20 protein-coding genes are annotated in these 25,736 nt (G+C 75.3%); 10 read left to right on the forward strand and 10 right to left on the reverse strand.

The genetic code is table 11. The features are described 5' to 3' along the window. Positions 1 to 185: 185 nt before the first annotated feature. The 3 genes from ACGFS9_RS06735 to ACGFS9_RS06745 are packed head-to-tail and all read right to left on the reverse strand — an operon-like array spanning position 186 to position 3,083. Positions 186 to 1,535, reverse strand: coding sequence for an MFS transporter (locus tag ACGFS9_RS06735; protein WP_393251219.1), 1,350 nt, complete (start codon positions 1,533 to 1,535; stop codon positions 186 to 188). Between the two features lie 40 nt (positions 1,536 to 1,575). Beyond that, on the reverse strand, positions 1,576 to 2,343 hold the full coding sequence (locus ACGFS9_RS06740; RefSeq protein ID WP_393251220.1) for a glycerophosphodiester phosphodiesterase: 768 nt from the start codon (positions 2,341 to 2,343) through the stop codon (positions 1,576 to 1,578). Next, on the reverse strand, positions 2,340 to 3,083 hold the full coding sequence (locus ACGFS9_RS06745) for a YitT family protein (protein ID WP_393251221.1): 744 nt from the start codon (positions 3,081 to 3,083) through the stop codon (positions 2,340 to 2,342). Before ACGFS9_RS06745 ends, ACGFS9_RS06740 begins: the two co-directional genes overlap by 4 nt. A 97-nt stretch (positions 3,084 to 3,180) precedes the next feature. Here ACGFS9_RS06745 and ACGFS9_RS06750 point away from each other — a divergent pair, with 97 nt between their 5' ends. Beyond that, positions 3,181 to 4,680: a PLP-dependent aminotransferase family protein gene (locus tag ACGFS9_RS06750; protein ID WP_393251222.1), complete on the forward strand. Its 1,500-nt coding sequence runs from the start codon at positions 3,181 to 3,183 to the stop codon at positions 4,678 to 4,680. A gap of 80 nt (positions 4,681 to 4,760) precedes the next feature. On the opposite strand, the gene ACGFS9_RS06755 is transcribed toward ACGFS9_RS06750, so the two are convergent. Both ACGFS9_RS06755 and ACGFS9_RS06760 read right to left on the reverse strand, forming a co-directional pair. Further along, the gene (locus ACGFS9_RS06755; protein WP_393251223.1) at positions 4,761 to 6,338 is read right to left on the reverse strand and encodes a hypothetical protein; all 1,578 of its coding nucleotides are present in this window, start codon (positions 6,336 to 6,338) and stop codon (positions 4,761 to 4,763) included. A gap of 39 nt (positions 6,339 to 6,377) precedes the next feature. Beyond that, positions 6,378 to 6,572 (reverse strand): hypothetical protein, encoded by a 195-nt coding sequence (locus tag ACGFS9_RS06760; RefSeq protein WP_037621052.1) that lies wholly within the window; start codon positions 6,570 to 6,572, stop codon positions 6,378 to 6,380. Positions 6,573 to 6,832: 260 nt separating this feature from the next. Between ACGFS9_RS06760 and ACGFS9_RS06765 the strand changes: the two genes are divergently transcribed. From ACGFS9_RS06765 to ACGFS9_RS06785, 5 genes are all read left to right on the forward strand, one after another. Then, complete coding sequence (locus ACGFS9_RS06765) at positions 6,833 to 7,225, forward strand: ankyrin repeat domain-containing protein (RefSeq protein WP_393251224.1); 393 nt, start codon at positions 6,833 to 6,835, stop codon at positions 7,223 to 7,225. A 300-nt stretch (positions 7,226 to 7,525) separates the two neighbouring features. Then, positions 7,526 to 8,944 carry a HEAT repeat domain-containing protein gene (locus tag ACGFS9_RS06770; RefSeq protein WP_393251225.1) on the forward strand — a complete coding sequence of 473 codons (1,419 nt, stop codon included), beginning with the start codon at positions 7,526 to 7,528 and terminating at the stop codon, positions 8,942 to 8,944. A 139-nt stretch (positions 8,945 to 9,083) separates the two neighbouring features. After that, positions 9,084 to 10,208, forward strand: a complete 1,125-nt coding sequence (locus tag ACGFS9_RS06775; protein WP_393251226.1) for a glycosyltransferase family 4 protein — start codon at positions 9,084 to 9,086, stop codon at positions 10,206 to 10,208. After that, on the forward strand, positions 10,205 to 11,467 hold the full coding sequence (locus tag ACGFS9_RS06780) for a glycosyltransferase (RefSeq protein WP_393251227.1): 1,263 nt from the start codon (positions 10,205 to 10,207) through the stop codon (positions 11,465 to 11,467). Before ACGFS9_RS06775 ends, ACGFS9_RS06780 begins: the two co-directional genes overlap by 4 nt. Beyond that, positions 11,464 to 12,318, forward strand: coding sequence for an SGNH/GDSL hydrolase family protein (locus tag ACGFS9_RS06785; RefSeq protein WP_393251228.1), 855 nt, complete (start codon positions 11,464 to 11,466; stop codon positions 12,316 to 12,318). Before ACGFS9_RS06780 ends, ACGFS9_RS06785 begins: the two co-directional genes overlap by 4 nt. 223 nt (positions 12,319 to 12,541) lie before the next feature. Here ACGFS9_RS06785 and ACGFS9_RS06790 read toward each other — a convergent pair whose 3' ends face one another. The 5 genes from ACGFS9_RS06790 to ACGFS9_RS06810 form a co-directional block, all read right to left on the reverse strand. Next, complete coding sequence (locus ACGFS9_RS06790; protein ID WP_393251229.1) at positions 12,542 to 13,411, reverse strand: biotin-dependent carboxyltransferase family protein; 870 nt, start codon at positions 13,409 to 13,411, stop codon at positions 12,542 to 12,544. Further along, positions 13,408 to 14,025 carry an allophanate hydrolase subunit 1 gene (locus ACGFS9_RS06795; RefSeq protein ID WP_393251230.1) on the reverse strand — a complete coding sequence of 206 codons (618 nt, stop codon included), beginning with the start codon at positions 14,023 to 14,025 and terminating at the stop codon, positions 13,408 to 13,410. The genes ACGFS9_RS06790 and ACGFS9_RS06795 overlap by 4 nt, the downstream gene beginning before the upstream one ends. 140 nt (positions 14,026 to 14,165) lie before the next feature. After that, positions 14,166 to 14,924 carry a LamB/YcsF family protein gene (locus tag ACGFS9_RS06800; protein ID WP_393251231.1) on the reverse strand — a complete coding sequence of 253 codons (759 nt, stop codon included), beginning with the start codon at positions 14,922 to 14,924 and terminating at the stop codon, positions 14,166 to 14,168. Between the two features lie 29 nt (positions 14,925 to 14,953). After that, positions 14,954 to 15,799, reverse strand: coding sequence for a putative hydro-lyase (locus ACGFS9_RS06805; RefSeq protein WP_393251232.1), 846 nt, complete (start codon positions 15,797 to 15,799; stop codon positions 14,954 to 14,956). Then, positions 15,796 to 17,115, reverse strand: a complete 1,320-nt coding sequence (locus ACGFS9_RS06810) for an MFS transporter (RefSeq protein WP_393251233.1) — start codon at positions 17,113 to 17,115, stop codon at positions 15,796 to 15,798. Before ACGFS9_RS06810 ends, ACGFS9_RS06805 begins: the two co-directional genes overlap by 4 nt. A 196-nt stretch (positions 17,116 to 17,311) precedes the next feature. Here ACGFS9_RS06810 and ACGFS9_RS06815 point away from each other — a divergent pair, with 196 nt between their 5' ends. From ACGFS9_RS06815 to ACGFS9_RS06830, 4 genes are all read left to right on the forward strand, one after another. Further along, a complete protein-coding gene (locus ACGFS9_RS06815; RefSeq protein WP_393251234.1) occupies positions 17,312 to 18,013 on the forward strand; it encodes a GntR family transcriptional regulator in 702 nt (233 codons plus the stop codon). 413 nt (positions 18,014 to 18,426) lie between these two features. Then, positions 18,427 to 19,944 (forward strand): hypothetical protein, encoded by a 1,518-nt coding sequence (locus ACGFS9_RS06820; protein ID WP_393251235.1) that lies wholly within the window; start codon positions 18,427 to 18,429, stop codon positions 19,942 to 19,944. A gap of 211 nt (positions 19,945 to 20,155) precedes the next feature. Beyond that, positions 20,156 to 21,034: a hypothetical protein gene (locus ACGFS9_RS06825; RefSeq protein WP_393251236.1), complete on the forward strand. Its 879-nt coding sequence runs from the start codon at positions 20,156 to 20,158 to the stop codon at positions 21,032 to 21,034. Positions 21,035 to 21,088: 54 nt separating this feature from the next. Then, on the forward strand, positions 21,089 to 25,720 hold the full coding sequence (locus tag ACGFS9_RS06830; RefSeq protein WP_393251237.1) for a hypothetical protein: 4,632 nt from the start codon (positions 21,089 to 21,091) through the stop codon (positions 25,718 to 25,720). Positions 25,721 to 25,736: the final 16 nt, after the last annotated feature.

The raw sequence follows: 25,736 nt of genomic DNA on the forward strand, positions 1-25,736 counted from the left end.
TCGGCGGTAAAGATTCCCGTTCAGGGTCATGCGTCGCCGTCGTAGCCGCCCCTTGTTGTACCCACCGTCGCCCGCTTTGTCACATCTGACATCAGATGTCACCCAACGCTTCAGTATCATTGACGCGCAGTAACGGTACGGCAGGCAGGCCAAACGCGTACACTACCGCTCTTTGGGTCCGGACGCTAAATCCTCTCGGGTACGGGGTTGCCCGCGTCGCGCACCGCCTGTCGCACGCGTACCCGCGCGAGCAGCACGAAACCGATGACGAAGAAGGCGACCAGCGAGATGATCGCGTCCCGGTAGCTGCCCGTCAGCTGGTAGGTGAGCCCGAACAGCAGCGGACCGAGCCAGCTCATGCCCCGGTCGCTCATCTCGTACGCGGAGAAGTACTCCGCCTCCTTCCCCCGCGGCACCAGGTGCGAGAACAGGGAGCGGGACAGGGCCTGGCTGCCGCCGAGGACGAGGCCGATGGCGGCCGCGAGGACGAAGAACCAGACGGGTGCGCCGGCCGGCAGGAAGTAGCCGGCGCCGAGCGTGAGCGTCCAGGCGGCCAGGGAGCCGAGGATGGTGCGCTTGGCTCCGTAGGCGCGGGCCAGCCGGCCCATGCCGAGCGCGCCTCCCACCGCGAGCACCTGGACCAGCAGGACGGCCACGATCAGCGTCGACTGGCTGAGCCCGAGTTCCTCGGAGCCGTAGACCGAGGCCTGCGAGATGACCGTCTGGATGCCGTCGTTGTAGACGAGGTAGGCGAGCAGGAACGACAGGGTCAGCGGCCTTTCGCGCATGTCCCGCACGGTGGCGGCCAGCTGCCGCCAGCCGTGGGCGGTCCCCGGCGCGGCGGCCGGCGTCCGCCGGTCCCGCAGCCGCTTCAGCGGGACGAGGGTGAACGCGCCCCACCAGACGCCCGCGGAGGCCAGGCAGATCCGGACGGCCGTCGCCTCGGACACGCCGAAGGTGTCGTGGGCGGTGAACAGGACCAGGTTCGCGATCAGCACCAGTGAACCCGCCGCGTACCCGAAGGCCCAGCCCCGGGAGGAGACCGCGTCGCGTTCCCCGGGCGGTGCGATCTGCGGCAGGTAGGAGTTGTAGAGGACCATCGACACGGCCAGCGAGGCGTTCGCGACGACCAGCAGCGCGCCGCCCAGCAGGTAGCGGTCGCCGTCCAGGAAGAACATGCCCGTCGTGGCCCCGGCGCCCAGATAGGCGGCGACCGCGAGCAGCGGTTTCTTGCGGCCGCTGCGGTCGGCCGCCGCGCCCGCGAGCGGCATCACGAAGATCGACACGATGACGGACGCGGAGACGGCGTAGGCGAAGAAGGAACCGGCGCGCACCGGCACCCCCAGCGGGTGGACGAACCCGTCCCCGTCCGCCGCGTGTTCGGCCACGGCCGTCAGATAGGGGCCGAGGAACACGGTCAGCACGCTCGTCGAGTAGACGGAGCAGGCCCAGTCGTAGAAGTACCAGCCGCGCTGTTCGCGTCGGCGGTCGGCGGACTCGTCGGCCGCCCCCGCCCGCACGGTGTCCGTGCTCACCCGTGCCCTCGTTTCCCGTGAACGGACCGCGCGAGGAGGCTCAGAACCAGGTGCCCCGGTCTTCCAGGACCTTGCGCAGTGTGTCGATGTGATCGGTCATGATGCCATCGACGCCCAGGTCCAGGAGCCGGTGCATGTGTTGCGGTTCGTTCACGGTCCACACGTGGACCTGGAGGCCGCGGGCGTGGGCGGCGTTGACGAAGCGGCGGTCGACCACCGGCACGCCGGACTGGGTCTCGGGCACCTGGGCGGCGAGCGCCGAGCGGCGCACGGCGCCCGGCACGCCCCACGAACGCAGCCGCAGGTTCAGCACCCCACGGGTGCCGAGCGACGTCGCCAGCCGCGGCCCGGCGAGGTGTCGGGCCCGTGCGACGCGCGCCTCGGAGAACGAGCCGACGCAGACCCGGTCCCAGGCGTCCGCGCGGGCGATCAGGTCCAGCAGGGGCACGAGGGCCGGCTCGGCCTTGACGTCGACGTTCCAGCGCACCTCGGGAAAGGTCTCCAGCACCTCCTCGAAGAGGGGCACCGGCTCGCTGCCCGCCACGCGCGCGCGGCGCACCTCCTCCCAGGGGAGGTCCGCGATCCGGCCCGCGCCGTCCGTCACCCGGTCGAGGGTGGTGTCGTGGAAGGCGACCAGCCTGCCGTCCGCCGTGGCGTGCACGTCGGTCTCGATGTAGCGGTACCCGGCGTCCACAGCCCGACGGAACTGGGCCGGCGTGTTCTCCAGGCCGTCCGCCGAACCGCCCCGGTGGGCGAAGGGGATCGGGCCGGGGTGGTCGAGGTACGGGTGGCGTGCGCGGGTGCTCATCCGGGCAGTATGGCGCCCTCGGGCCGACCGCCGGTTACCGCGGTGCCGCCGCGCGGTGCCGGGCGGACGGCGAACACGCGCAGGAAGAACTGGGCGAGCGGCCCGATCGCGACGGCGTACAGCACCGTCCCCACACCGACGGTGCCGCCCAGGGCGAAGCCGGTCGCGACGACCGCCACCTCCAGGAGGGTGCGCACCAGCCGCACCGAACGGCCGGTGCGGCGGTGCAGTCCGGTCATCAGCCCGTCCCGGGGGCCGGCCCCGAAGGACGCCGTGATGTACAGACCCGTCGCCATGCCGTTGAGCACCACGCCCGCCAGCAGCAGGGGAATCCGTGCCGCGAGGGCGTGCGTGTCCGGCACGAGGGCGAGGGTGCCGTCCATGGCGATGCCCACCACGAACACGTTCGACACCGTGCCGAGTCCGGGGCGCTGGCGCAGCGGGATCCACAGCAGCAGGACGGCCGCGCCCACGATGATCGACACGACCCCGATCGTCAGCCCGGTCAGCTCCGCGAGTCCCTGGTGCAGGACGTTCCACGGCTCCAGCCCGAGCCCCGCCTCCACGAGCAGGGCCGAACTCGCGCCGTACAGGGCGAGGCCGGCGTACAGCTTGGCGAGGCGGCGCGGGAGCCCGCGGGGCCGGGGCCGCGCGGTGCGGGCGGGGGAGGGGGACGCGGTGGCCGGGGAGGGCGCCGGCGCCGGATCGGGTGCGGATGCGGACGCGGGCGGTGTGCTCATGGGGTCCCCCGGTGGTGGCAGTGGCCTGACGCGTGTCACTCTGTGGCGTGGGAACTGGTCTCATCCATGGCCAATTTCGGGAAGGTGGACTGGAATCATGGCGCAGTGGACTTCGGCGGTGGGGGCCGCTCAGCTCGCCCGGCTCCTCAACTCGCAGCAGGAGCGCCCCGCGGGCCCCGGCGCCCGCCGCCCGCCCGCCTACCGGGCGCTCGCCGACGGCGTCCGGCTGCTGGTTCTGGAGGGGCGGGTGCCCGTGGCCGCGCGGCTGCCCGCCGAACGCGAGCTGGCGCTGGCCCTGTCCGTCAGCCGGACCACCGTCGCCGCCGCGTACGAGGCGCTGCGGGCGGAGGGCTTCCTGGAGTCCCGGCGCGGAGCGGGCAGCTGGACCGCCGTGCCCGCGGGGAACCCGCTGCCGGCGCGGGGGCTGGAGCCGCTGCCGCCCGAGACACTCGGTTCGATGATCGACCTCGGCTGCGCCGCGCTGCCCGCCCCCGAGCCGTGGCTGACCCGCGGCGTCCAGGGCGCCCTGGAGGAACTGCCGCCCTACGCGCACACCCATGGCGACTACCCGGCCGGACTGCCCGCGCTGCGGGCCATGCTCGCCGAGCGGTACACCGCGCGCGGCATCCCGACCATGCCGGAACAGATCATGGTGACCACCGGTGCGATGGGCGCCATCGACGCGATCTGCCACCTGTTCGCGGGCCGCGGCGAGCGGATCGCCGTCGAATCGCCCTCCTATGCCAACATCCTGCAGCTGATGCGCGAGGCGGGGGCCCGGCTGGTGCCCGTCGCGATGGCCGAGGGACTCGCCGGCTGGGACATGGACCGCTGGCGTCAGGTGCTGCGCGACGCCGCACCCCGGCTCGCCTACGTGGTCGCCGACTTCCACAACCCCACCGGGGCGCTGGCGAGCGAGGAGCAGCGGCGCGGGCTGGTGGACGCCGCGCGCTCGGCGGGGACCGTGCTGGTCGTCGACGAGACGATGAGCGAACTGCACCTGGACGACGACGTCGCGATGCCCCGGCCGGTGTGCGGCTTCGACCCGGCGGGTTCGACCGTGATCACGGTCGGCTCCGCCAGCAAGGCATTCTGGGCGGGCATGCGCATCGGCTGGGTGCGCGCCGCCCCCGACGTCATCCGCTCCCTGGTCGCCGCCCGCGCCTACGCCGACCTGGGCACCCCGGTCCTGGAGCAGCTGGCGCTGAACTGGCTGCTCAGCACCGGGGGCTGGGAGGACGCGGTCGGTATCCGGCGGGCGCAGGCACGGGAGAACCGGGACGCGCTGGTCGCCGCGCTGCACCGGGAGGTGCCCGGATGGGAGTTCTCGGTGCCGCGCGGTGGGCTGACCCTGTGGGTCCGCACGGGCGGGCTGTCCGGATCGCGGCTCGCGGAGGCCGGCGAGCGGGTCGGTGTGCGGGTGCCCTCCGGCCCGCGGTTCGGGGTGGACGGCGCCTTCGAGGGGTACGTGCGGCTGCCGTTCACGGTGGGCGGGGCGGTCGCCGACGAGGCCGCGGTGCGGCTCGCCGCGGCGGCCCGCCTCGTGGAGACCGGCGCCACCGGGGGAGACGACGGCCCGCGGACGTTCGTGGCCTGAGGGCCGCGGGCCCGCCGGGGAGCGGGCGGTTCCGGCCGTGCCGTCCGCCGTGGGACGGGCGGACGGCACGGCCGGCGGTCCTATCCCTCCGCGACGGCCACCCCGGCCACCCCGGCGGCCTCGGACGCCACCGGCTCCCGCTCCGCGGGCGCGGTCCGCTCGGGCAGCAGATCGAGCACCGCCGTGCGGTGTGCCTCGCTGGTCGCGTCGTCGTAGGGGTCCGGGGTGGCCGGCACCTGCAGACGCAGCACCGGTCCCGCGCCGAGCCGGGCGTAACCGCGCCCCGGCGGTACGTCGGGGGCCGGGGTGGTGTGCGCGGGCGCGCCCAGGACCGCCTCCAGCCTGCTCGCCGGTACGGGCCCGAGCACCACGCGCGCGCGGGTGTTGTGCCGGACCGCGTCGCCGAGGAGGTCGAGGTGCTCGACGTGCTCGGCGATCACGACCGTGACGCCGGCCGCGCGCCCGTGCCGCAGCGGCACCTGGAGCAGTGACTGCGGGTCGGGGCCGCCGTCCGCCGAGGCCAGGTGGGCCAGCGCCGTCGGGCGGTCGACGAGGATCCAGAGCGGGCGCTTGATGTCGTCGGGAGCGGGGTGTCCCGCCTGGAGCGCCCGGTTCGCGGAGATCAGCCGGCGCTCCGTCTCGTGCGCGGCCCACTCCAGGCTGCCGAGCGCCCCGGCCGTCGCGCACTCGACGGCGAGGACGCCGTCCCGTCCGGTCAGGCAGGCGTATTCGCCGGTGCCCCCGCCGTCGACGACGAGGACGTCGCCGTGCCGGAGGGCCTGGAGGGCGATGGACCGCACGAGGGTGGTGGTGCCCGTGCCCGGTTCGCCCGTGATCAGCAGGTGGGGCTCCGTGGAGCGGACGCCGGTGCGCCAGACGACCGGCGGCACGTCCCGCCGTTCCTCGCCGTAGCCGAGGGGGAGGGTGCGCTGGACGTCTGCCGGGTCCGTGATGCCGAGGACCGTCTCGCCGGGCGCGGTGACGAAGCGCTGGGCGGCGATGTCGGTGGGCAGCGGCGCGAGGACGGTGACGGCGAGTTCGTTGCCCTCCTCGTCCCACGCGAAGCGGTATTCGCGTCCGCGGCCCGACTTGGCGTGCAGCACCTGCTCGATCCGCGCGCGGGCGTCCGGTTCACCGTCGGTGAAGTACGCCGGGTAGCGGATCACCAGCCGGCTCAGACGCCCGTCGTCGTCGAACTCGTAGGAGCCGAACGCCTTCTCCCAGTCCCCGCCGTGGGCGTAGAGGGGAGCGGGGTCCTCGGCCGCGGAGAAGTACGGCACGAGGGCGTCGTAGAGCGACTGGAGGCGGCCGGTCTGCGCCTCGTCGGGGCCGGTCGGGGCCGGCGGGGTGTGCTCCCGGCCGGTCCAGGCTGCCGCCGCCATCAGGCTGATGACGGCGAGCAGCGGTCCGTACGGCACCAGTGCCACCACCAGGACCACCGAGGCCACCAGGAACAGCAGCGGTCCTCGCCGGTCCTTGGGGGTGGCGGCCCACTTGCGCCGCCCGGCGGCTGCCAGCCGGCGCAGTCCACGGGTGACCGTGATGAGTGGATGGAGGACATCGGTGGCGCTGTCGGCTGCCGTCCGGGCCAGCTCCCGGCTCTTGGCGATCTGCGCGTTGCCGTTGACGAGGATGCGGGGGAGAGGGCGCCGGGCCACTGCTGTCTCCTGAAGGTGCGTACGAGGTGGGGGACGACGTCAGAACTTGATCCCGCCGAGGAGGCCCGCCAGGCTCTCCCCGCCGGCCTTGATGCTCGGCGCGATGGCCGTGCTCGCGAGGTAGAAGCCGAAGAGTGCGGCCACCAGGGCGTGCGACGCCTTCAGTCCGTCCTTCTTGAAGAAGAGGAAGACGATGATGCCGAGAAGGACGACGCCTGACATGGACAGAATCATTTGAGCTCTCCTGGTTCGTGGGGACAGTCACCATGAGTTGTTCCAGGATCACAGCATGTATCCATACGATAAAAGGTGCAAGTGGGTGAATTACGGCTGTTTTCACCCGCGCGGTCGAGCCTGCTTGGGCCGCCTGAGCTGCTCTTTTGCTCCGTGCGCACCCTTTGTGATCTTTGCCTGGGCGGGTGTCCGTCATGTGCCGGGGAGCCAGTACTCTGTCGATTCACCCGAACGGTTGCAGCGAGAGGTGGTCCGCCCCGATGAGTGAAGCCCCCGACCCCGAGGTCGTGGAGCTCGCGACCAGGATCTTCGATCTGGCGCGGCGCGGCGAGACGGAGGCGCTCGTGGCGTACGTGGACGCGGGCGTCCCGGCCAACCTCACCAACGACCGCGGCGACTCGCTCGTGATGCTCGCCGCCTACCACGGCCACGCGGACGCCGTCCGCGCCCTGCTCGACCGCGGCGCCGAGGCCGACCGCGTCAACGACCGCGGGCAGACGCCCCTCGCCGGCGCCGTCTTCAAGGGGGAGGACGCGGTGATCCGGGTGCTGCTGGCCGCCGGAGCCGATCCGGCCGCCGGCACTCCCTCGGCGGTCGACACGGCCCGCATGTTCGCCAAGGCGGACCTCGTCGAATTGTTCGGCGCACACTGACGGCAACGCCCTGACCAGGCGGAACGCACGGAAAAAGGGAGGCGGTACGGGGCCGCCGGAAATACGGTCGCGGCAGGAAGAACTGCCGAGTCATCATGACGACGTGATTCACGGACGTGATGGCTGGGCAGGTTTCGCCGCACCGCGCGGGCCGTGACGCGGCCCGCATGGGCCACCGACGAGAGGCAGAGGAAGATGGTCTTCGGCAAGCAAGAGACGGCGGGCGCCCCGACGTGTTGTCACGCGGCCAGGTAATGCACGATCCCGGTTGCGTCGACGCTTGATGTGAGGCTGTTTCCCATGTTCGATCCGGTCATAGCGCCCAGCGGTACGCTGCTCGGCCTGCTCCAGCGGGGCCGCGGCGACGGCACGCTGCACGCGCTCACCGCACCGCGCGCCGAGGCGCTCGCGGCGCTGAACCACTGTGTGCTGCGGGACCCCCGCCACGACTGGCAGGTGGAGAACCGCTCCCTGTACTACGCCCGCCTGTACCTCGATCTCGCCGGCGGGCTCGACGAGATCGAGAGGCACCTGTTCGACGCCGAGGACGTGCTCGACGACTGCGAGTCCCGCACCGGACTGGCCCTCGCCGTGCTCGGACACCTCGCCTCGTACGGCAGGCCGGACGCGCTCGCGCTGCTGCGCCGGTACGCCGCCACCGGCACCAACTGGGCGTGGGCCCTCGACGAACTCGCCCTGCGCGACGACGACGCCGGTCTGCGCGCGCTCGCCGCCCCCACCCTCGCCCGCTTCCCCGCCGACCCGCAGGGCGAGGCGGCGCTCGCCGCCGCCGTGCGCGACGCCTTCGAGCCGCGGCCCTGGCGGCTGTGGGCCGACGACCCGCGCCCGTCCGTCGCGTCACGGGTGCGCGCCGCGCAGGAGGCCGGCTCCTTCGACCGCTGGCAGCGCCAGATGCGGCCCTCCGGGCCGCGACCCGGCTGGAGCGTCCAGGCCGTCTTCGACTGGGCGCAGCAGGGCATCGACCGCGGCGCCGCGCTCCACGTGCCGGCCGCCCGCTGTCTCACCGCCGTCGCCGCCCCCGAGGACCGTCCCGAGATCGTCGAGGCGGCGCGCCACGGCGGGGAGGGAGCCCGCTGCACCGCGCTGCGCTATCTCGCCGAGAGCGAGGACCCCTCCGCCCTCGACCTGATCGAGGCGGCCGTGGCGGACGGTTCGGCGGGCGTCGCCGAGGCGGCCGTCGACGCCTTCGAACGGATGCGCGGCGTGGCCGCCGTCGACCGGGCCCGCGGCTGGGCCTTCCGGCCGGACGCCCTCGGGGCCGCCGCCGGCCGCGTCCTCGCCTGCCGCGGCGGAGCGCAGGACCGCGACCTGGTCCTCGCCGCCCTGCGCGAGGCCGTCCGGGGCGAAGGGCCCGACGCGCCGACCCTGTGGACCCTCGTGGACGGCACCGGACGGCTCGGCATCGCCTGCGCCGCCCCGGTGCTGCGCCACATCTACCGGGAGACCGCCTCGTCGCACCTGCGGCAGCGGGCGGCCCGGGCCCTCGCCGCCACCGATCCCTCCTTCCCGGCCGGCTTCGCCGTGGAATGCCTGTGGGACTGCGAGGAGACCACCCGGGAGACCGCCGCACGGCACGCCGAGACGGGTGACGCGCGCGTGGTGGACCAACTGCGCCGCCTGGCGGCGGATCCGGCCGAGGAGGCCGAGGTCCAGACAGCCGTCAGAAGCCGGATCGGCCCCGACATGCCCGCCGTGTGAACGTCCGGTGGCCCGCGGCCCCGGGCCGCGTGGACGTGGGCTGACCTGGACGGGGGCGGAGCGCAACGCTCACGGGACGTTCACTGTTCGCAAAGATCGACGTTGACGTGGGCACGTCCCGTACGGCGAGAACTCCCGTATGCGTGTCGTCATCGTGACCGAATCCTTTCCCCCCGATGTGAACGGCGTGGCCCACTGCGCGCTCCAGACCGCCCGGCACCTCGTCGAGCGCGGTCACACCCCCCTCGTCGTCGCCCCGGCCGCCTCCGCCGGTGACGGACCCGACGCCCTCGCCCCCTGCCCCGTCGTCCGGGTCCCCTCCCTGCCGCTCCCCGGCTACCCCCAGGTCCGCGTCGCCCTGCCCAGCCGGCGGGTGGCCGCGGCCATCACCGGGCACCGCGCGGACATCGTCCACCTGGCCGGCCCCTTCGTCCTCGGCGTCCGCGGGATGGCCGCCGCCTCCCGCCTGGGCATCCCCGCCGTCGCCGTCTACCAGACCGACCTCGCCGGGTACGCCCGTACCTACATCAGCGCCGGCGAGGCCACCGCGTGGCGGCGCATCCGCTCCGTGCACGCCGCGGCCGACGTGACGCTCGCCCCCTCCAGCGCCGCCCTGGCGGAGCTGGAGACGCACGGCGTTCCCCGGGTGCGGCTGTGGGCGCGGGGCGTCGACACGGTCCGCTTCCGGCCCGCGCTGCGGGACACCGCGCTGCGCCGCGAACTGGCGCCGAACGGCGAGGTGATCGTCGGTTACGTCGGCCGGCTCGCCCCCGAGAAGCAGGTCGACCTGCTCGCCGGGGTCTGCGGGCTCGACGGTGTCCGCGTCGTCGTGGTCGGCGACGGTCCCAGCGACGGCGCCCTGCGCGCCGCGCTCCCCGGCGCGGTCTTCCTCGGCCGGCGCACCGGTGACGACCTCGCCCGCGTCTTCGCCTCGCTGGACGTCTTCGCGCACACCGGGCCGTTCGAGACCTTCTGCCAGACCGTGCAGGAGGCGATGGCCAGCGGGGTGACCGTCGTGGCCCCCGCCGCCGGCGGCCCCCTCGACCTCGTCGACCACGGCCGCACCGGACTGCTCGTCCCGCCCCGCGACGGCGACGCCGTCCGGGAGGCGGTGCGGACGCTGGCCGCCCGGCCCGCCCTGCGGGCCGCCTACGGAGCGGCCGGCCGCGCGAAGGTCGAGGGCCGCACCTGGGCCGCCGTCGGCGACCAGCTCATCGGCCACTACGAGAGCGTCCTGTCAGCGCGGAAGCCGGTGGCCGCATGAGTCTCAGGATCGTCCGGCTGGCCAACTTCGTGGCCCCCGCCTCCGGCGGCCTGCGCACCGCCCTGCGCGAACTGGGCGCCGGCTACCTGGCGGCCGGTCACGAACCGGTGCTCGTCGTGCCCGGCGAACGGGCGGGCGACCGCACCACCGAACAGGGACGCGTGATCACCCTGCCCGGACCGGCGCTGCCCGGCACCGGCGGCTACCGCGTGCTCACCGACCGGCGCCGGGTGGCACGGCTGCTCGAGTCGCTCGCCCCCGACCGCCTGGAGGTGTCCGACCGCACCACCCTGCGCTGGACCGGCGCCTGGGCCCGGCGCGCCCGGGTACCCGCGCTGATGGTCTCCCACGAGAGCGCCGACGGCGTCCTGCGCACCTGGGGACTGCCCGAGGGGGCGGCCCGCCGGACCGCCGACGCCCTCAACGCCCGGACCGCTCACAGCTACGCCCGCGTGGTGTGCACCACCGAGTTCGCCGAACGCGAGTTCGTCCGCATCGGCGCCCGCAACGTCGTGCGCGCCCCTCTCGGCGTGGACCTGGAGGGACGGCACCCCTCCCTCCGGGACCCGGCGCTGCGGGCCCGCCACGCGAGCGAGGACCAGCTCCTGCTCGTCCTGTGCTCCCGGCTCTCCGTCGAGAAGAGGCCCGGAACGGCGCTCGACGCCCTGGAGGCGCTCCTGCGGCGCGGACGGCGCGCCGTGCTCGTCGTCGCCGGAGACGGGCCGCTGAGGAGCCGCCTCGAACAGCGGGCGCGGGAACGGCGCCTGCCCGTCCGCTTCCTCGGACACGTCGCCGACCGCGCCTCGCTCGGCGCGCTCCAGGCGTCGGCCGACGTGTGCCTCGCGCCGGGGCCGGCCGAGACCTTCGGCCTGGCCGCGCTGGAGGCCATGGCCTGCGGCACGCCCGTCGTCGCCAGCTCGCTCTCCGCCTTGCCCGAGGTGGTCGGTTCCGCCGGAGCGACCGCCGCGGACAGCGGGGACTCCTTCGCCGACGCGGTGGAGCGGCTGCTCGGACGGGCCGCGCGGGAGCGCCGCGCGGCGGCCCGCGCGCGTGCCGAGTGCTTCGGCTGGGACGCAGCCGTCGCCGGCTTCCTCGCCGCGCACGACGCCCCGGTCCCGGCCGCCGCCCGCAACGGTGACGACGGCGGGTCCCGGCCCGGTCCGCCGGTTCCGGAGCCCGGGCGGTCCCGGGAGCCGGAGCGGTCTCGACTGGCCCTGCGGTCCCTCGAGTTCGAGCCGTCCCGGAAGGGCGTGGCATGAGACCGCTCCGCTTCGTCGCCCTCGGCGACTCGCTCACGGAAGAAGTGGGCGACCCCGTCGGGGAAAGCCGTCGTGGCTGGGCCGCGCTCCTCGCCCGCGGCCTCGCTCCCCGTGACACGGCCGTGGAGTTCACCAACCTCGCGCTCAGCGGGGCACAGACCCGGGACGTCCTGGAGAGGCAGACCCCGGTCGCGCTGTCGTTGCGGCCCGACGTCGTCTCCGTCGTCATCGGCGTCAACGACACCCTGCGGTGCACCTTCGACATCCCCTCGGTGGCCGAACGCCTCGACACCGTCTACGGGTTGTTCCGCGCGCGGGGCGCCCTCGTGATGACGGCCTGCCTGCCGGACCCCGGCTCGATGCTCGGACTGCCCGGAGCGCTCGCCCGCCCGCTGGCCCGGCGCCAGCGGGCGGTCAACGCGGTCGTGCACGCCCTCTCCGAACGCCACGGCGCGCTGCACCTGCACGCCGCGGAGGAGGACTGGCTGACCGACCGGTCCCTGTGGAGCGCGGACCGGCTGCACCCGGGGGAGCGGGGGCACCGCCAACTCGCCCTGCGCTTCCACGCCCTGCTCGCCGAACGGGGCGTCGCCACCGGGTCGGCGCCCGCGGCGGAGCCGGAGTCCGCCGCGCCCACACGGTCGGCGAGCCTGCGGTGGCTCGCCACGGCCGGAACGGGCTGGGTGGCACGCCGGTGCACCGACCTGCTGCCCCAACTGCTCACCCTGGCCGCGTCCGAGGTCCGCCACCGGGCCCGCGGCACCAGTGCCCGCCTCGACCTCCGGACGGCACACGCGGTGTCCGCCGCGCTGGCCGCCCTGGCGGTGACCGAACGGCCCGACGCGGCGTGAGGAGCCGGCCCTCCGGCCCTCCGGCGCGCCCACCGGGAGAGCCGCCGACCGGCGGCGGTTCGCCGCGCGCGCGGCGGGAGGCGGGCCGGGCGGAGCGCGCGTGCCGTCGCAGGCGGGGCGCCCCGCGTCCCCGCACGGGCCCGCGCACGGGCACGGGCTCCGGGGTCCGCCGGAGCCGCGCCGGCGCCCGGTGCCGCCTCCCCACGCGCGGGCCGGCCCCTTCTCAGCGCCGGCGCGCCGCCACGAAGCGCACCGGAGTCCCCGGGCGGGCCTGGGCGGCGGCGGCCAGGTCCTCCTCCGGGACGACCGCGATCACCGGATAGCCCCCGGTCGTCGGATGGTCGGCGAGGAACACCACGGGCCGGCCGTCCGGCGGCACCTGCACGGCGCCCAGCACCATGCCCTCGCTGGGGAGTTCACCGGCGACGGCCCTGTCCAGCACCGGTCCGTCCGTGCGCAGCCCGATCCTGTTGCTCGCCGCCGACACCCGGTAGACCCGGCTCGTCAGGGTCCGCAGCGCCGCCGCGGTGAACCACTCCGCGCGGGGGCCGGGCCTCACCCGCAGGACCAGTTCCGCGGGCGGGGCGGGCTGCGGGACCACGTCCACGCGCGCGTGGGGGGCGACCGGGCGGCCCAGCGGAAGCACCGTCCCGGCCGTCAGCGGCGGGGGGCCGAGGCCGGAGAGGAGGTCGGTGGACCGGCTGCCGAGGACCGGTTCCACCGCCACCCCGCCGCACACGGCCACGTAGGAGCGCACTCCCGCGCGCGCCGGACCGACGTCCAGGAGGGCGCCCGCGGGCACCCGGACGGGTGCCCCCCAGGCGGCCGGACGGCCGTCCACCGTGACCGGGCAGGGCGCTCCCGTCACCGCCACGACGACCGCCGAACGCGGGCGCAGGGAACAGCCGTCGAGGGTGGTCTCCAGCACGGCCGCGCCGACGCCGTTGCCGACGAGGCGGCCGGCCAGTGCCGCCGCGGGGGCGTCGAGCGCTCCGGAGCGCGGCACGCCGAGGTGGGCGTGACCGGGCCGGCCCCGGTCCTGGACGGTGGTCAGGGCGCCGGCCCGCACCACCGCGAGGGCCCGGTCGCTCATCGGCCGCCCACCGGGACGAAGCGGACCCGAGTGCCCGGTGCCAGCAGGGCGGCCGGCACGCGCGCGTGGTCCCACAGGACCGCGTCCGTCGTGCCGATCAACTGCCAGCCGCCCGGCGAACTGCGCGGATAGATCCCGGTGTACGGGCCCGCGAGCGCCACCGATCCCGCGGGGACCGAGGTGCGCGGGGTCGCCCGGCGGGGCACGCCGTACCGGTCCGGGAGCCCCGTCAGGTACCCGAAGCCGGGCGCGAACCCGCAGAAGGCCACCCGGAACCGGGCCGCGGCGTGGAGGGCCGGCACCCGGTGCACCGGCACCCCCCATGCGGCCGCCACGTCCGCGAGGTCGGGGCCGTCGTACCGGACGCGGATCTCGACCTCCGCGTCCGCGGTCGCGCCCGGCGGCGGGATCTCCCAGCCGGGCAGCCGCTCCGCGACCCGGGCCGCGTCGTCGAGTCCCTCCAGCAGCACCGTGCGGGCGGCCGGGACGATCTCGCGCACCACCAGGGACCCCTCCGACCGGCGCCGCAGCAGTTCGGCGTGCAGGGCCTGGGCGGCATCGCCCGAGGAGACCTCCACGAGCAGCGCGCGGTCCCCGACCGGGAGGACCCGCACAGCCGTGGAGCGGGGCGGCGGCCGGAGGCGGGTTTCCGCACGCGTTCCTGGCGGCGTGTCCGCCGGGGCCGCCCCGCGGCCGTCCCGGAACCCGGTGCCTGCGGACACCGGGTGGGCCGGCCGGTCCGTCGCGCCGGCCGTCACGCGAACGCCTCCACCCGCACGCCCGAGGACTCCAGCCGCTCGCGCACCCGGCGGGCCAGCCCGACCGCGCCCGGCGTGTCCCCGTGCAGGCACAGCGATCGGGCACGGACGTCGACGCGCTCCCCGGAGCGGGCGGCGACCCACCCGTCCCGGGCCAGCCCCAGCGAGCGCTCCACGACGGCGTCGGCGTCGGTGAGGACCGCGCCCTCCCGCTCGCGGGGCAGGAGGGTGCCCTGCTCGGTGTAGGCGCGGTCGGCGAAGGCCTCGGTGACGGGGGGCAGTCCGGCCCGCTCGGCCACCTTCAGCAACCGCGAGGACGGCAGCCCGAGCACGGGCAGGGTGGCGCCCGCGAGCACGACACCCTCCACCACCGCCGCGGCCTGCTCCTCGTCGTGCACGACCCGGTTGTACAGCGCGCCGTGCGGTTTCACGTACGCGACCCGGGACCCCGCCGCACGCGCGAAGACCTCCAAGGCGCCCATCTGGTAGGCCACTTCGGCCGCGAGTTCCCCGGAGGGCACGTCCATCGCGCGCCGTCCGAACCCCGCCAGGTCGCGGTAGGACACCTGCGCGCCGATCCTGACCCCGCGCTCGACGGCCTGGTCGCACACCCGGCGCATCGTGGCGGCGTCCCCGGCATGGAAACCGCAGGCCACGTTGGCGCTGGTGACGACGGACAGCAGCTGTTCGTCGTCGGTCAGCCGCCAGCGGCCGAAACCCTCGCCGAGATCGGCGTTGAGATCGATCGGGGTCATGGGATGCCCTGTCTCCTCTTCCGGCCCTGCTAGGCCACTCGGTACTGCTCGTCACGGGCGTCCGTGAGGAACATCCTCCCCGGCGCGTGGGTGATCGCGAAGGGCGGACGGGACGCGATCACGGCGGCCTGCGGTGTCACGCCGCAGGCCCAGAACACCGGGATGTCGTCCGGGGCCGCGACCACCGGATCGCCGAAGTCGGGGCGTGCGAGGCTCTCGATGCCCAGCCCCGAGGGTTCGCCGCAGTGCACCGGACTGCCGTGCACGGCGGGCAGCAGGCTGCTCTCCCGGATGGCCGCGGCCAGGTGCCGGGGCGGCACCGGACGCATGGACACCACCATCGGTCCGCGCAGCCGCCCGGCCGGGCGGCACTGCCGCGCCGTGACGTACATCGAGACGTTCCGGCCCTGCTCGACGTGGCGCAGCGGCACCCCCGCGCCCTCCAGCGCCCACTCGAAGGTGAAACTGCATCCGATCAGGAAGGAGACCAGGTCGGGCCGCCAGTGGGCGAGCACGTCGGTCGGCTCGTCCGCCAGTTCCCCGTGGTCCCAGACCCGGTAGAGCGGCAGGTCAGTGCGCAGGTCCGCGCCGGGGGCGAGCGGTGTCGTCCAGGCGCCGGCGTCCGTGACGTCGAGGACCGGGCACGGCTTGGGGTTGCGCTGGCAGAACAGCAGCATCTCGTACGCCCAGTCGGCCGGAACCGAAACGAGGTTGGCCTGGGTGTGGCCCGCGGCGACGCCCGCCGTGGGCCGGGACAGGCCGGAGCGGAACCGGTGCCGCGCCTCCGCGGGCGTCCACGCGCGTGCGGGGGCGTCCCGGACCTCGGCGGGCGGTTCGGCGAGGGGGCGCGGGGCGACGGGGGCGGTGTCGTTCACAGCAGCTCCCTGCCCCGCGTCTCGGGCAGCCCGAGCAGGGCCAGACCGGCCAGGGCGTAGCCGACGGCCCCGAAGACGAGAGCCCCGCCCACGCCCCAGCCGTCCGCCAGGAAGCCGACCGTGGTGGGGAACACCGCGCCCACGGCCCGTCCCGTGTTGTACGTGAAGCCCTGACCGGTGCCGCGGACCTCCGCCGGGTACAGCTCGCTCAGGAAGGAGCCGAAGCCGCTGAAGATCGCCGACATGCAGAAGCCGAGCGGGAAGCCGAGCACCAGCAGAAGGGTGTCGGCCCCGCCCGGGATGTTGGCGTAGGCGAGGATGCACCCCGCCGACAGGACCGCGAAGAGCAGGATGGTGCGCTTGCGGCCCAGCCGGTCGGTGAGGTGGCCGCCGGTGAGGTAGCCGGCGAAGGCGCCCGAGATGAGCAGGGCCAGGTAGCCGCCCGTCCCGACGACCGACAGGCCGCGCTCCGCCTTCAGGTAGGTGGGCACCCAGGTCGCCAGCGTGTAGTAGCCGCCCTGGACGCCGGTGGAGAGCAGGACCGCGAACACGGTGGTGCGCAGCAGTCCCGGGGACCCCGCGGTGCCCGGCCTGAAGATGGCGGCGAACGAGCCCTTGTCCGCACTCCTCTCGCGGGCCGCGGTCGCTCCCGGCGCGTCCTGCACCCGCCGCCGCACCCACACCACGAGCAGCGCGGGGAGCGCTCCGGTCCAGAACATGACGCGCCAGGCGAGGTCGTCGCCGAGGAACGCGAACACCAGCGTGTAGACCAGCACCGCCAGGCCCCAGCCGACGGCCCAGGCACTCTGCACCGCGCCGAGCGTGCGCCCGCGGTGCCGGGGGGCCGCGTACTCCGCGACCAGGACGGCGCCGACCGCCCACTCGCCGCCGAAGCCGAGGCCCTGCAGGGCGCGGAACACCAGCAGCGTCTCGTAGTTGGGCGCGAACCCGCACGCGACGGTGAAGACCGCGTAGGTCACGACGGTGATCAGCAGCGCCCGGACGCGGCCGATGCGGTCCGCGAGCACACCGGCGAGAGCGCCGCCGATCGCGGAGACGACCAGGGTGACGGTGGTCAACAGGCCCGTCCGGCCGCTGTCGAGGCCGAACGAGGCGGCCAGCGCGACCATGCTGAGCGGCAGGGTGAAGTAGTCGTAGGAATCGAGACCGTAGCCGCCGAACGCGCCGCCGAACGCGCGCCGGCCGCGCGGTCCGAGGGCGCGCAGCCAGCCGAACGCGCCGTCCTGAGTGGGGGGTTCGCCCGCGACGGGCGCTGTATCGGCGGTCGGGGCATGGGACGGAGGAGTCGTGCTCATGGGCACCTCGCAGTGCGGGACGGGGAGTGCTGGGGGACCGAGCCGTGCCGTGCGCAAGCGATGGACGCCGTAGTGCCGGCCGCCGGTGCGTGTGCGGTCGTGCCGGGCGGCGCCTGTCCGACAAGGTAGAGGATCGTTGAACGATCCCTCAATACCCCTGTTGTTTCGTCCCGGTGACTGCGGTTGAATTCCGGGCATGGCAGAGCTGACGGAACTGTCCGACGACCGAGCCCTCCTGGGGCGCACCAGCACCGCCGAACGGGTCTCCGACATCCTCCGGACCCGCATCGCCGAAGGCTTCTTCCCGCCCGGCACCAGGCTGTCCGAGGACAGCATCGGCGGCGCCCTCGGCGTCTCCCGGAACACGCTGCGCGAGGCGTTCCGGCTGCTCACGCACGAGCGTCTGCTGGTGCACGAACTCAACCGAGGGGTCTTCGTCCGGGTGCTCACCGTCGAGGACGTCGCGGACATCTACCGCACCAGGGCGCTGGTCGAGTGCGCTGTCGTCCGCGGGCTCGGCGAGCCGCCGTACACCGTCGAGGGGCTCGCGGCGGCCGTCGAGGAGGGGCAGCGGGCGGCCGGTGAAAGTGACTGGAAAGGGGTGTCCACCGCGAACATCCACTTCCACCGCGCACTCGTCGCCCTCGCCGGCAGCGCCCGCACCGACGAGGTGATGCGCAGCGTCTTCGCCGAACTCCGCCTCGCCTTCCATGTCGTGGACGACCCGCGCCGGCTCCACGAGCCCTACCTCGCCCGCAACCTCCGCATCCTCCGCACCCTCCAGCAGGGCGACCGCGACACCGCCGAGCACCTCCTCGCCGCCTACCTCGCCGACTCCCTCAAGGGCCTCGTCGACGTGTACGCGCGCAGGGTGGCCGACGGGCAGGGCGCGGGCTGAGCGGCGCAGCGGCCGACGGGCGGCCCACCCGCCCCGGTGCCGGGGCGAACCAGCGCGCGCGGGGGCGGGTGTCGGGGACGGGCCGCCCCCGCGAGGAGCGGGGCCGGTCCCGGGCGGCGGCCGGACCCGGGCGACGGCGGGGCGCCCCGGGCGGTGCGCGCACCGCCCGGCTCCCGCACCCCCGCGCCCGCCCGGCGCCCCCGGCAGCCGTGAACGGCGCCCCGCGGGTCCCGACGTTCCCGCCGCGCCGCGACCGCCCGCCGGCAGGCCGGTCGCCGGAACGCGGGCGACGACGCCGGGAGAGCCGGGCGTGAGGGCCGGGACGCGGAGAGTGAGGGCCGGTCCGGGCCGGGGGACCGGTCGCATCTGCGTCGTTTCGACCGTTGTCGGACCGAGGACCTAGTCTGTGCACCGTGACTTCGCCTGCATCGACGGACAGCGTTCCGGCCCAGCTCAGCGCGGGACCGCGCCCGGCTCCGGGCCCGGCCGCCGACGAGGGTCTGGCGCGGCGGCTGCGCGCCCTCGCGTGCACCGCGCCGCTGCACGACCTGGACGTGCGCAAGGCGAACCTCGCGGGCGAGTACACGGTGTACGGCATGGCCGAGGTCGCCCTGGCCGCCATCGACCTCGTCACGCTGAACATGGACTTCGACACCGGCGCCGACCACGACCAGATAGTGGCCCGGCTCATCCCGCGCATCGCCGCCCAGGCCCCGCACCGCCCCGTCGCCGAGCACGAGCGGGTGGCCCGCTGGGTGCTGGAGAACCTGATCAACGTCGGCAGCGTCGACCGCGGCTTCCGCGCCGTGTACGGCACCTTCGCCACCGACGGCTCGTACGTCCGCCGCGACTACGACTTCAAGCTGATCGAGGAGGTCCCCGGTTACGGGGGGAGCGTCTACCTCCGGACGACCGACGAAGCGGTCAACGTCCTGGTGGGCGCCCTGGACACCGACGTCACGAGCGCGCAGATCGCCGCCGAGGTCAAGCTGGAGGTCCTCATCAGCCGGGGCCGGCTGGCCGACGCGCAACTCGCCGCCGAGCAGGCCCGGTACCGCACCGTGCAGTACGCCGAGACCCTCCGCAAGGCGCTCGACGCCACCCGGCGCAACGTGCGGGCCGTCGACTGGCTCCGGGCCGTCCCCGACATGATCGCCGAGGCGCTGGACCACGTCGCCGACCGGTACCGCCACGAGAACGCGATCCTCACCAACATCCGCAAGGCCCGCGACGAGTCGGAGGACCCGGAGCAGAAGCGGCGCGCGGCCGAACTCGTGGACATCGTCAAGGACTGCATCCGCCGCCACACCCAGCTCCAGTCCCGCCTGCTGGAGGCCGGCCCGCTGTTCCGCGCCGAGCAGGACCGGCAGGCGTTCGGCACGCCGATGACCACCTCGGGCATCGACCTGTACGGCCACCTCGTCGCCCCGGTGCTGCCGCTCGCGGTCGAGCGGTCCCTCCGCGTCACCGACGCCTTCTTCGCCCGCGGCACGGGTCTGCGCACGCCGGTCGCCGTGCGGGTGGCGGACCTCGTCGACATCCTGCTCACGCCGCCGCAGGAGAGGGAGCACCTCGGAGCGGAGATGCCCGAGCCCGACCTGATCGCCACCCCCGACGACAGCCGCTTCAGCGAGGACCAGCTCGCCTCCGCCATGGACCTGCTCAACCTGCCCGCCGACGCTCCGCGCAGGCTGTCCGGTCTGCTGGCCGACGCCCGCCGCCGCGATCCCGAACTGCCCTATCTCGTGGCCCTGCTGGCCGTGCACGCCGCGAGCCCGCCGGTCGGCACGGCCTACCGCCAGGGCGAGGAGCGCCTGCTGTTCGCCGTGGACGACGGCACCGAACTGGACGATCCGGAGTTCGGCGGCGCCGACCTGATCGTCGGCATGGCCCTGCTCGACGCGGCCGGGATGAAGGCGGACCGCGCGTGAACGGCCCGCCACCCTTCCCGCCCGGCGGAGCCCGCCCCGGCCCGGCGCCCGCGCGAGCCGGCCACGCTCCACCGGCAGCCGCCCAGGCGCCCGTCCCGCGTCCCGCGGCGCCCGTCCGGCGCTCCGCCGGACCCGTTCGCGTCGACCCGCTCTCCCCGGGGACCGATCGGCCGCAGGCCGCCCCCGTCCGTCCGAACAAGGAGTCCCAGCCGTGACCGAGCACGTCGAGTGGAGTGAACCGGAGGCCGCCGCCGCGCCGGTGAACGCCCCCGTCACCCCTGCCGACGCCGCCGACGCCGCGCGGCTCGTCGCCTTCGGGCTCCAGCCCAAACTGCAGCCCGCACGCGACCAGGAGTACGCGGAACTGCTGCGCCGCCACCGCGAGGACCCGCCCTTCGCGCGGCTCGCCGACGCGGTCGCCGCGGGACTCGGGCTCGTCGTCCTGGAGGTGTCCCCGCGCGCGGGGATGGCCGTCACCGCCGCCGAGGACTCGGTCTTCGCCGTCCGCATGGGCGACTACGCCCGCCGCGCCTCGGCCGACTCCGCGGACCGCTTCCTGCACGGCCTGGCCCACCTCGCCGTCGCCGCCATGGCCTTCCCCCGCCCCGAGGACCTCGCCGACGACGGATACATCGGACGCGTCTCGGTCAACGGCGTCGACGCCTTCGTGCGGCAGGCGTGCCGCCGCCTGGAGGAGCGGGCCGAGGAGACCGGGGAGAACACCGACCCGGCGACGGACGCGCCGGGCCTCGAAGCCGCCTGGCGGATCTGGGCGCGCCGCAGCTCCACCGGGGCCACCAAGGACGCCCGTCGGCTGGCCGGTTCGACCACCGGCATCATCGCCAAGGCCGTCGCCTTCCTCACCGACTCGGGCTTCCTCCAGCGCACCGGGGACGACGCGGGCGGCACCTACCGCACCACGGCCCGCTACCAGCTCCAGGTCCGCGACATGGCCGGCAGCGCGGCCCTGGGCGAACTGCTGGAGCTGGGCATCGTCCCCGTCACCGACGGCACCGCGACCCTGCTGCCCGCCGAGGACACCGATGACCTGGAGCTCGCGGCCGGAGCCGGACTGCCCTTCCACTCCTGACACCGGCCCCCGCCCCCCGCCCCTCCTCCCTCACCACGACGAGAGTCCGCCGCCATGTACGAGCTGTCCCGGGTCCGCCTCTACTCCATCGGGCCTGCCGGTGCGCGCTACGCCGACACCGTGCTCGACCTCCGCGGAGTCGGCGAGCCCGTGCCCGACCCCGCCCCCACCCAGGCGGAGTTCTTCGAGGAGGAGCCGGTCGGCCCGCCGCGCCGCCCCGCGCCCGCCGGCGTGCTCTTCCTGGAGAACGGCGGCGGCAAGTCGGTGCTCCTCAAGCTGATCTTCTCGGTGATGCTCCCCGGCCACCGCAACACCCTCGGCGGCGCCAGCTCCGGCGTCCTGCGCAAGTTCCTGCTCGCCGACGACTGCGGGCACGTCGCCCTCGAATGGCAGCACACGCTCACCGGCGCCTGCGTGGTCGTCGGCAAGGCGAGCGAATGGCGGGGACGCCAGGTCTCCAACGACCCGCGCAAGTTCGCCGAGGCCTGGTACTCCTTCCGGCCCGGCCCCGGCCTCAGCCTCGACAACCTCCCCGTCGCCGAGGCCACCACCGTCCGGCCCCCGGCCGAGGGGGCCTCCGGCGCCCAGGGCAGGCGCCGCACCATGAAGGGCTTCCGGGACGCCATCACCGATGCGGGCAAGGCCTACCCCCACCTGGAAGTGCACTGGGAGGAGATCCACGACCGGTGGAACGAACACCTGGGCGACCTGGGCCTCGACCCCGAACTCTTCCGCTACCAGCGGGAGATGAACGCCGACGAGGGTGAGGCGGCCGGCCTCTTCGCGGTCAAGAAGGACTCCGACTTCACCGACCTGCTGCTGCGCGCGGTCACCGACACCCGCGACACCGACGGGCTCGCCGACCTGGTCGGCGGGTTCGGCAACAAGCTCGGGCGACGGGCCGAACTCATCGCCGAGCGCGACTTCACGGCCGGCTCCGTGGACCTGCTGGGGCGCATCGTCGACGCCTCCGAGACCCGGACCCGCGCGCGGGAGGTCCACACCGGCGCCGAGCGGCGCACCCGGACCCTCGCCCGCCGGCTGACCGCCCGCGCCGTGGTCGAACGCGTACGCGCGGGAGAACTCGCCCAGCGCGTCACCGCCGCCGCCTACGCCGTCACGCACGCCGAGGGCGCCCGCGAGCGCAGCGCCCTCGTCGCCGCCGAACTCGCCTACCGCCACGCCTCCCTGGCTCTCGCCGGGGCGGAGAAGTCGGCCGCCGCGCAGAAGCGCGAGCTGGCCGACGCGCGCACCCTCCAGGCGGCCTGGCAGGCCGCCGAGGCGGTCCTGCGGCACCGCGCCGCCGCCGACCGCTCCACACGGGTGGCCGCCGCGATCCGCGAGGCCGAGCGGGACGCGGCGCCCGCCCTCGCCGCCCGCGCCCGCGCGGCCGTCGACCTCGTCCGCGCCCTGCACCGGGCCGCCGACGGGGCCCAGGCGCACGCCAACGAGGAGGAGGAGCGCTCCGCCGGCCTCCAGGAGACCGGAGAGCGGTCGCACGCCGACGCCACCTCCGCCGCGACCGCTGCACAGCGTGCCCGCAGCGAGATCGGCCACCTCAGGCAGCGACTCGCCGAGGTCGAGCAGGAGACCGCCGAGGCGGTCCGCGCGGGCTGGCTCGACGACAGCGCCCCCGACGCCGACCCGGCCCGCGCCGCGCTCGCCGCGAGCGACGCGGAGAAGACGGCCGTGGCCGGCTGGGACACGGCGCGCGAGGCGTCCCGGCGCGCCGCCGACCACGCGCGCGAGGCGGCGTCCGCGGAGTCCCGCGCCGAACTCACGGCGGCTCGCGCGGCGGACGCCGCCACGGCCGCCGAGGGCTCCCACACGGCGGAACACCGGACGGCCGAGGCCCTCGCCCGCGAGGAGCGGCTCGCCGAACTGCTCGGTCTCCCCGGCGCCGGCACCCGCGGGCCCGTGCCCCAGCCCCGCCGCGACGACGACACCGACACCGCACCCGCGCCCGCCGACGGTCCTCCCCTCACCCCCGAGCAACTCGACCGCTACGCCGACGAACTGCGGTCCCTGCTCGACGACGGGATCGCCGCCGCCGAACGCCACCTGTTCGACCTGCGCACCGCCGCGGCCGACGACGCCCGCATCCTCGGAGCCCTCGGCGACGGCGGCCTGCTGCCCCCGGGCCCGGACGTCCTCGCCACCGTCGAGTACCTCGGCGAACACGGCATCCCCGCCCTGCCCGGCTGGCGCTACCTCGCCCAGGCCGTCGACCCCGCCGACCACGCGCGGGTGCTCGCCGCCCGCCCCGAACTCGTCGACGGCGTGATCATCACCGATCCGGACACCCACGCCCGGGCCCGCCAGGCGCTCGGCGACGCCGCCCTGCTCCCGCGGTCCGCGGTCGCCGTCGGGACGGCCGCCGCCCTGCTCGCCCCCACCCCGGCCGCCGACACCGCGGACGGCGGCGTCTTCCTCGTCCCGCCGAACCCGGCCATGCACGACGAGCACGCGGCCGACGAGGAACGCCAGGCGCTGCGGGCCCGCGCGGGCCTGCGGGACGAGGAGATCCGCACGCTCGCCGCCCGCCTCGGCAAGGACAGGGAGCTGGCGGCCCGGCTCGCGTCCTGGCGCACCGGCTGCCCGGCCGGCCGGCTCGTCGAACTGGCCGCGGCGGCCCGGGACGCGCGGACGTTCGCCGAGGAGGCCGAGGCCGAACTGACCGAGGCCCGCGCCGTCCGGGCGGAGGCCGACGAGACCGCGGCCGAGGCCGCCCACGCACGCGACGAGCGGCAGGAGGCCGCGCAGAAGGCCCGGCGGGCCGCCGACGCCCTCGCCGGACTGGCCTTCCGGCTCCGTGAACGCGCCGGCTGGCAGGCCAGGCTGAGGGAACTGGCCGACGAGGCGGCCGAGTCCGAGGACCGCGCCCAGAGCTGCCTGGAGCGTGCCCGCGCCGCCGACGAGGACAGGCGCGCCGCCCAGCGGGCCGCCGACGACGCCCGCCGCACGGCACGCGCGCTGCGCGCCGAGCGAGCGGAGATCGCCGGCGCCCCGGACGACGTGTCCGGGGACGACACGGCCGCACCCTCCTCCCTCCCGGCGCTGAGGGAGGCCTACCGGGCCGCGTCCCAGCTGTACGAGAAGGTCGGCGTCGGCGCCGACCTGCGGGCCGAGCAGGCGCGCGCCGAGAGCGACGAGAGCGCCGCCCTCGCGGAGCTGGACCGCCTCAGCAACAAGGTCCGCACCCGCGCCGCACAGCTCCTCGAATCGCCCGACGGATCCGACGGCCCCTCACGGCAGGCCGCCGCAGCCCGCGCCGAGGAGCTGGTGCAGCTCCTGGAGACCCGGATGTCGACCGCCAGCGAGCAACTCGGCCGGCTGCGCGGCGAGGCGGAGCGGCACGCTCCCGAGGAGGGCGACGCGCACACCGAGCTGGCCGAGGACCTGGTGCCGCGCGACGCCGAGCACGCCCAGAGCCTGCTGCGCACCGCCACCACCGAGCTGGCCACGCGTGCACAGGCCCTGGAGGCGGCACGTGCCGCGCACGCCGAGTACCTCGGCGCCCACCGGTCCGCCGAGGACGCCGCGGGCGGCTTCGACGAGGCGGCGGCCCTGCTCCGCGACCTCCTGCGCGAGACTTCCGACGACGAGCAGGACGAGGCCGAGCCCTACCCCGGAACGCTTGAGGAGGCACGGCACTCGGCCGCCGAGAGCCGTCGGTCGCTGCGCGGCTGCGCCACCGACCTCAGCGCCGCCGAGGCGGCGGTCCGCGAGGCCGCCGACATCCTCGTACGGCACGCCAACTCCACCCGCTACGAGCAGGTGCGCACCCCCGCCCGGCAGCAGATCCGCGAACTGCCCGCCGCGTCCCTGCCGGAGCACGCGCACAAGTGGGCGGAGGCGTTCGCGCCCCGGCTGCGGGTCCTGACCGACGAACTGGCACAACTGGAGCGCAACCGGGACTCGATCGTGGACCGCCTGCGGGGGCTCGTGGAGTCCGCCCTCGCCACGCTGCGATCCGCGCAGCGGCTGTCCCGGCTCCCCGAAGGACTCGGCGAGTGGTCCGGGCAGGAGTTCCTGCGCATCCGCTTCGAGGAGCCCGACCAGGCGACCCTCACCGAGCGGCTCGGCGAGGTCGTCGACGAGGCCACCCGTGCCGCGGTCAAGAAGAACTCCGACATGCGGCGCGACGGCATGTCCCTGCTGCTGCGCGGGGTCGGCGCGGCGCTCCAGCCGCGGGGCGTCGCCGTCGAGATCCTGAAGCCGGACGCCGTCCTGCGCGCCGAACGCGTCCCCGTCGGGCAGATGGGTGACGTCTTCTCCGGCGGTCAGCTCCTCACCGCCGCCATCGCGCTGTACTGCACGATGGCCGCCCTGCGGAGCAACGACCGCGGCCGGGACAGGCACCGCCACGCCGGCACCCTGTTCCTCGACAACCCCATCGGGCGGGCGAACGCGACCTACCTCCTGGAGCTGCAGCGCGCCGTCTCGGACGCCCTGGGCGTGCAACTCCTCTACACGACCGGCCTGTTCGACACCACGGCGCTCGCCGAGTTCCCCCTCGTCATCCGCTTGCGCAACGACGCCGACCTGCGCGCGGGCCTGAAGTACATCAGCGTGGAGGAGCACCTCCGGCCCGGTCTGCCCCGCGAGACGGCGCCGGGGGAGACCGCGCACACGGAGATCACCGCGACCCGGATGTTCAAGCGCCCCGCGCCCGCTGCACCGTAGCGGCCCCGCCCGCGTC

The sequence above is a fragment of the Streptomyces sp. NPDC048566 genome, assembly GCF_043199735.1.
Classification (GTDB): Bacteria; Actinomycetota; Actinomycetes; order Streptomycetales; family Streptomycetaceae; genus Streptomyces.

Excerpts from the sequence above, each read along its gene's own strand:
- ACGFS9_RS06740 (WP_393251220.1), bottom strand. The coding sequence starts at position 2,343 with ATGAGCACCCGCGCACGCCACCCGTACCTCGACCACCCCGGCCCGATC.
- ACGFS9_RS06745 (WP_393251221.1), bottom strand. The coding sequence starts at position 3,083 with ATGAGCACACCGCCCGCGTCCGCATCCGCACCCGATCCGGCGCCGGCG.
- ACGFS9_RS06750 (WP_393251222.1), top strand. The coding sequence starts at position 3,181 with ATGGCGCAGTGGACTTCGGCGGTGGGGGCCGCTCAGCTCGCCCGGCTC.
- ACGFS9_RS06760 (WP_037621052.1), bottom strand. The coding sequence starts at position 6,572 with ATGATTCTGTCCATGTCAGGCGTCGTCCTTCTCGGCATCATCGTCTTC.
- ACGFS9_RS06765 (WP_393251224.1), top strand. The coding sequence starts at position 6,833 with ATGAGTGAAGCCCCCGACCCCGAGGTCGTGGAGCTCGCGACCAGGATC.
- ACGFS9_RS06770 (WP_393251225.1), top strand. The coding sequence starts at position 7,526 with ATGTTCGATCCGGTCATAGCGCCCAGCGGTACGCTGCTCGGCCTGCTC.
- ACGFS9_RS06775 (WP_393251226.1), top strand. The coding sequence starts at position 9,084 with ATGCGTGTCGTCATCGTGACCGAATCCTTTCCCCCCGATGTGAACGGC.
- ACGFS9_RS06780 (WP_393251227.1), top strand. The coding sequence starts at position 10,205 with ATGAGTCTCAGGATCGTCCGGCTGGCCAACTTCGTGGCCCCCGCCTCC.
- ACGFS9_RS06785 (WP_393251228.1), top strand. The coding sequence starts at position 11,464 with ATGAGACCGCTCCGCTTCGTCGCCCTCGGCGACTCGCTCACGGAAGAA.
- ACGFS9_RS06790 (WP_393251229.1), bottom strand. The coding sequence starts at position 13,411 with ATGAGCGACCGGGCCCTCGCGGTGGTGCGGGCCGGCGCCCTGACCACC.
- ACGFS9_RS06800 (WP_393251231.1), bottom strand. The coding sequence starts at position 14,924 with ATGACCCCGATCGATCTCAACGCCGATCTCGGCGAGGGTTTCGGCCGC.
- ACGFS9_RS06810 (WP_393251233.1), bottom strand. The coding sequence starts at position 17,115 with ATGAGCACGACTCCTCCGTCCCATGCCCCGACCGCCGATACAGCGCCC.
- ACGFS9_RS06815 (WP_393251234.1), top strand. The coding sequence starts at position 17,312 with ATGGCAGAGCTGACGGAACTGTCCGACGACCGAGCCCTCCTGGGGCGC.
- ACGFS9_RS06830 (WP_393251237.1), top strand. The coding sequence starts at position 21,089 with ATGTACGAGCTGTCCCGGGTCCGCCTCTACTCCATCGGGCCTGCCGGT.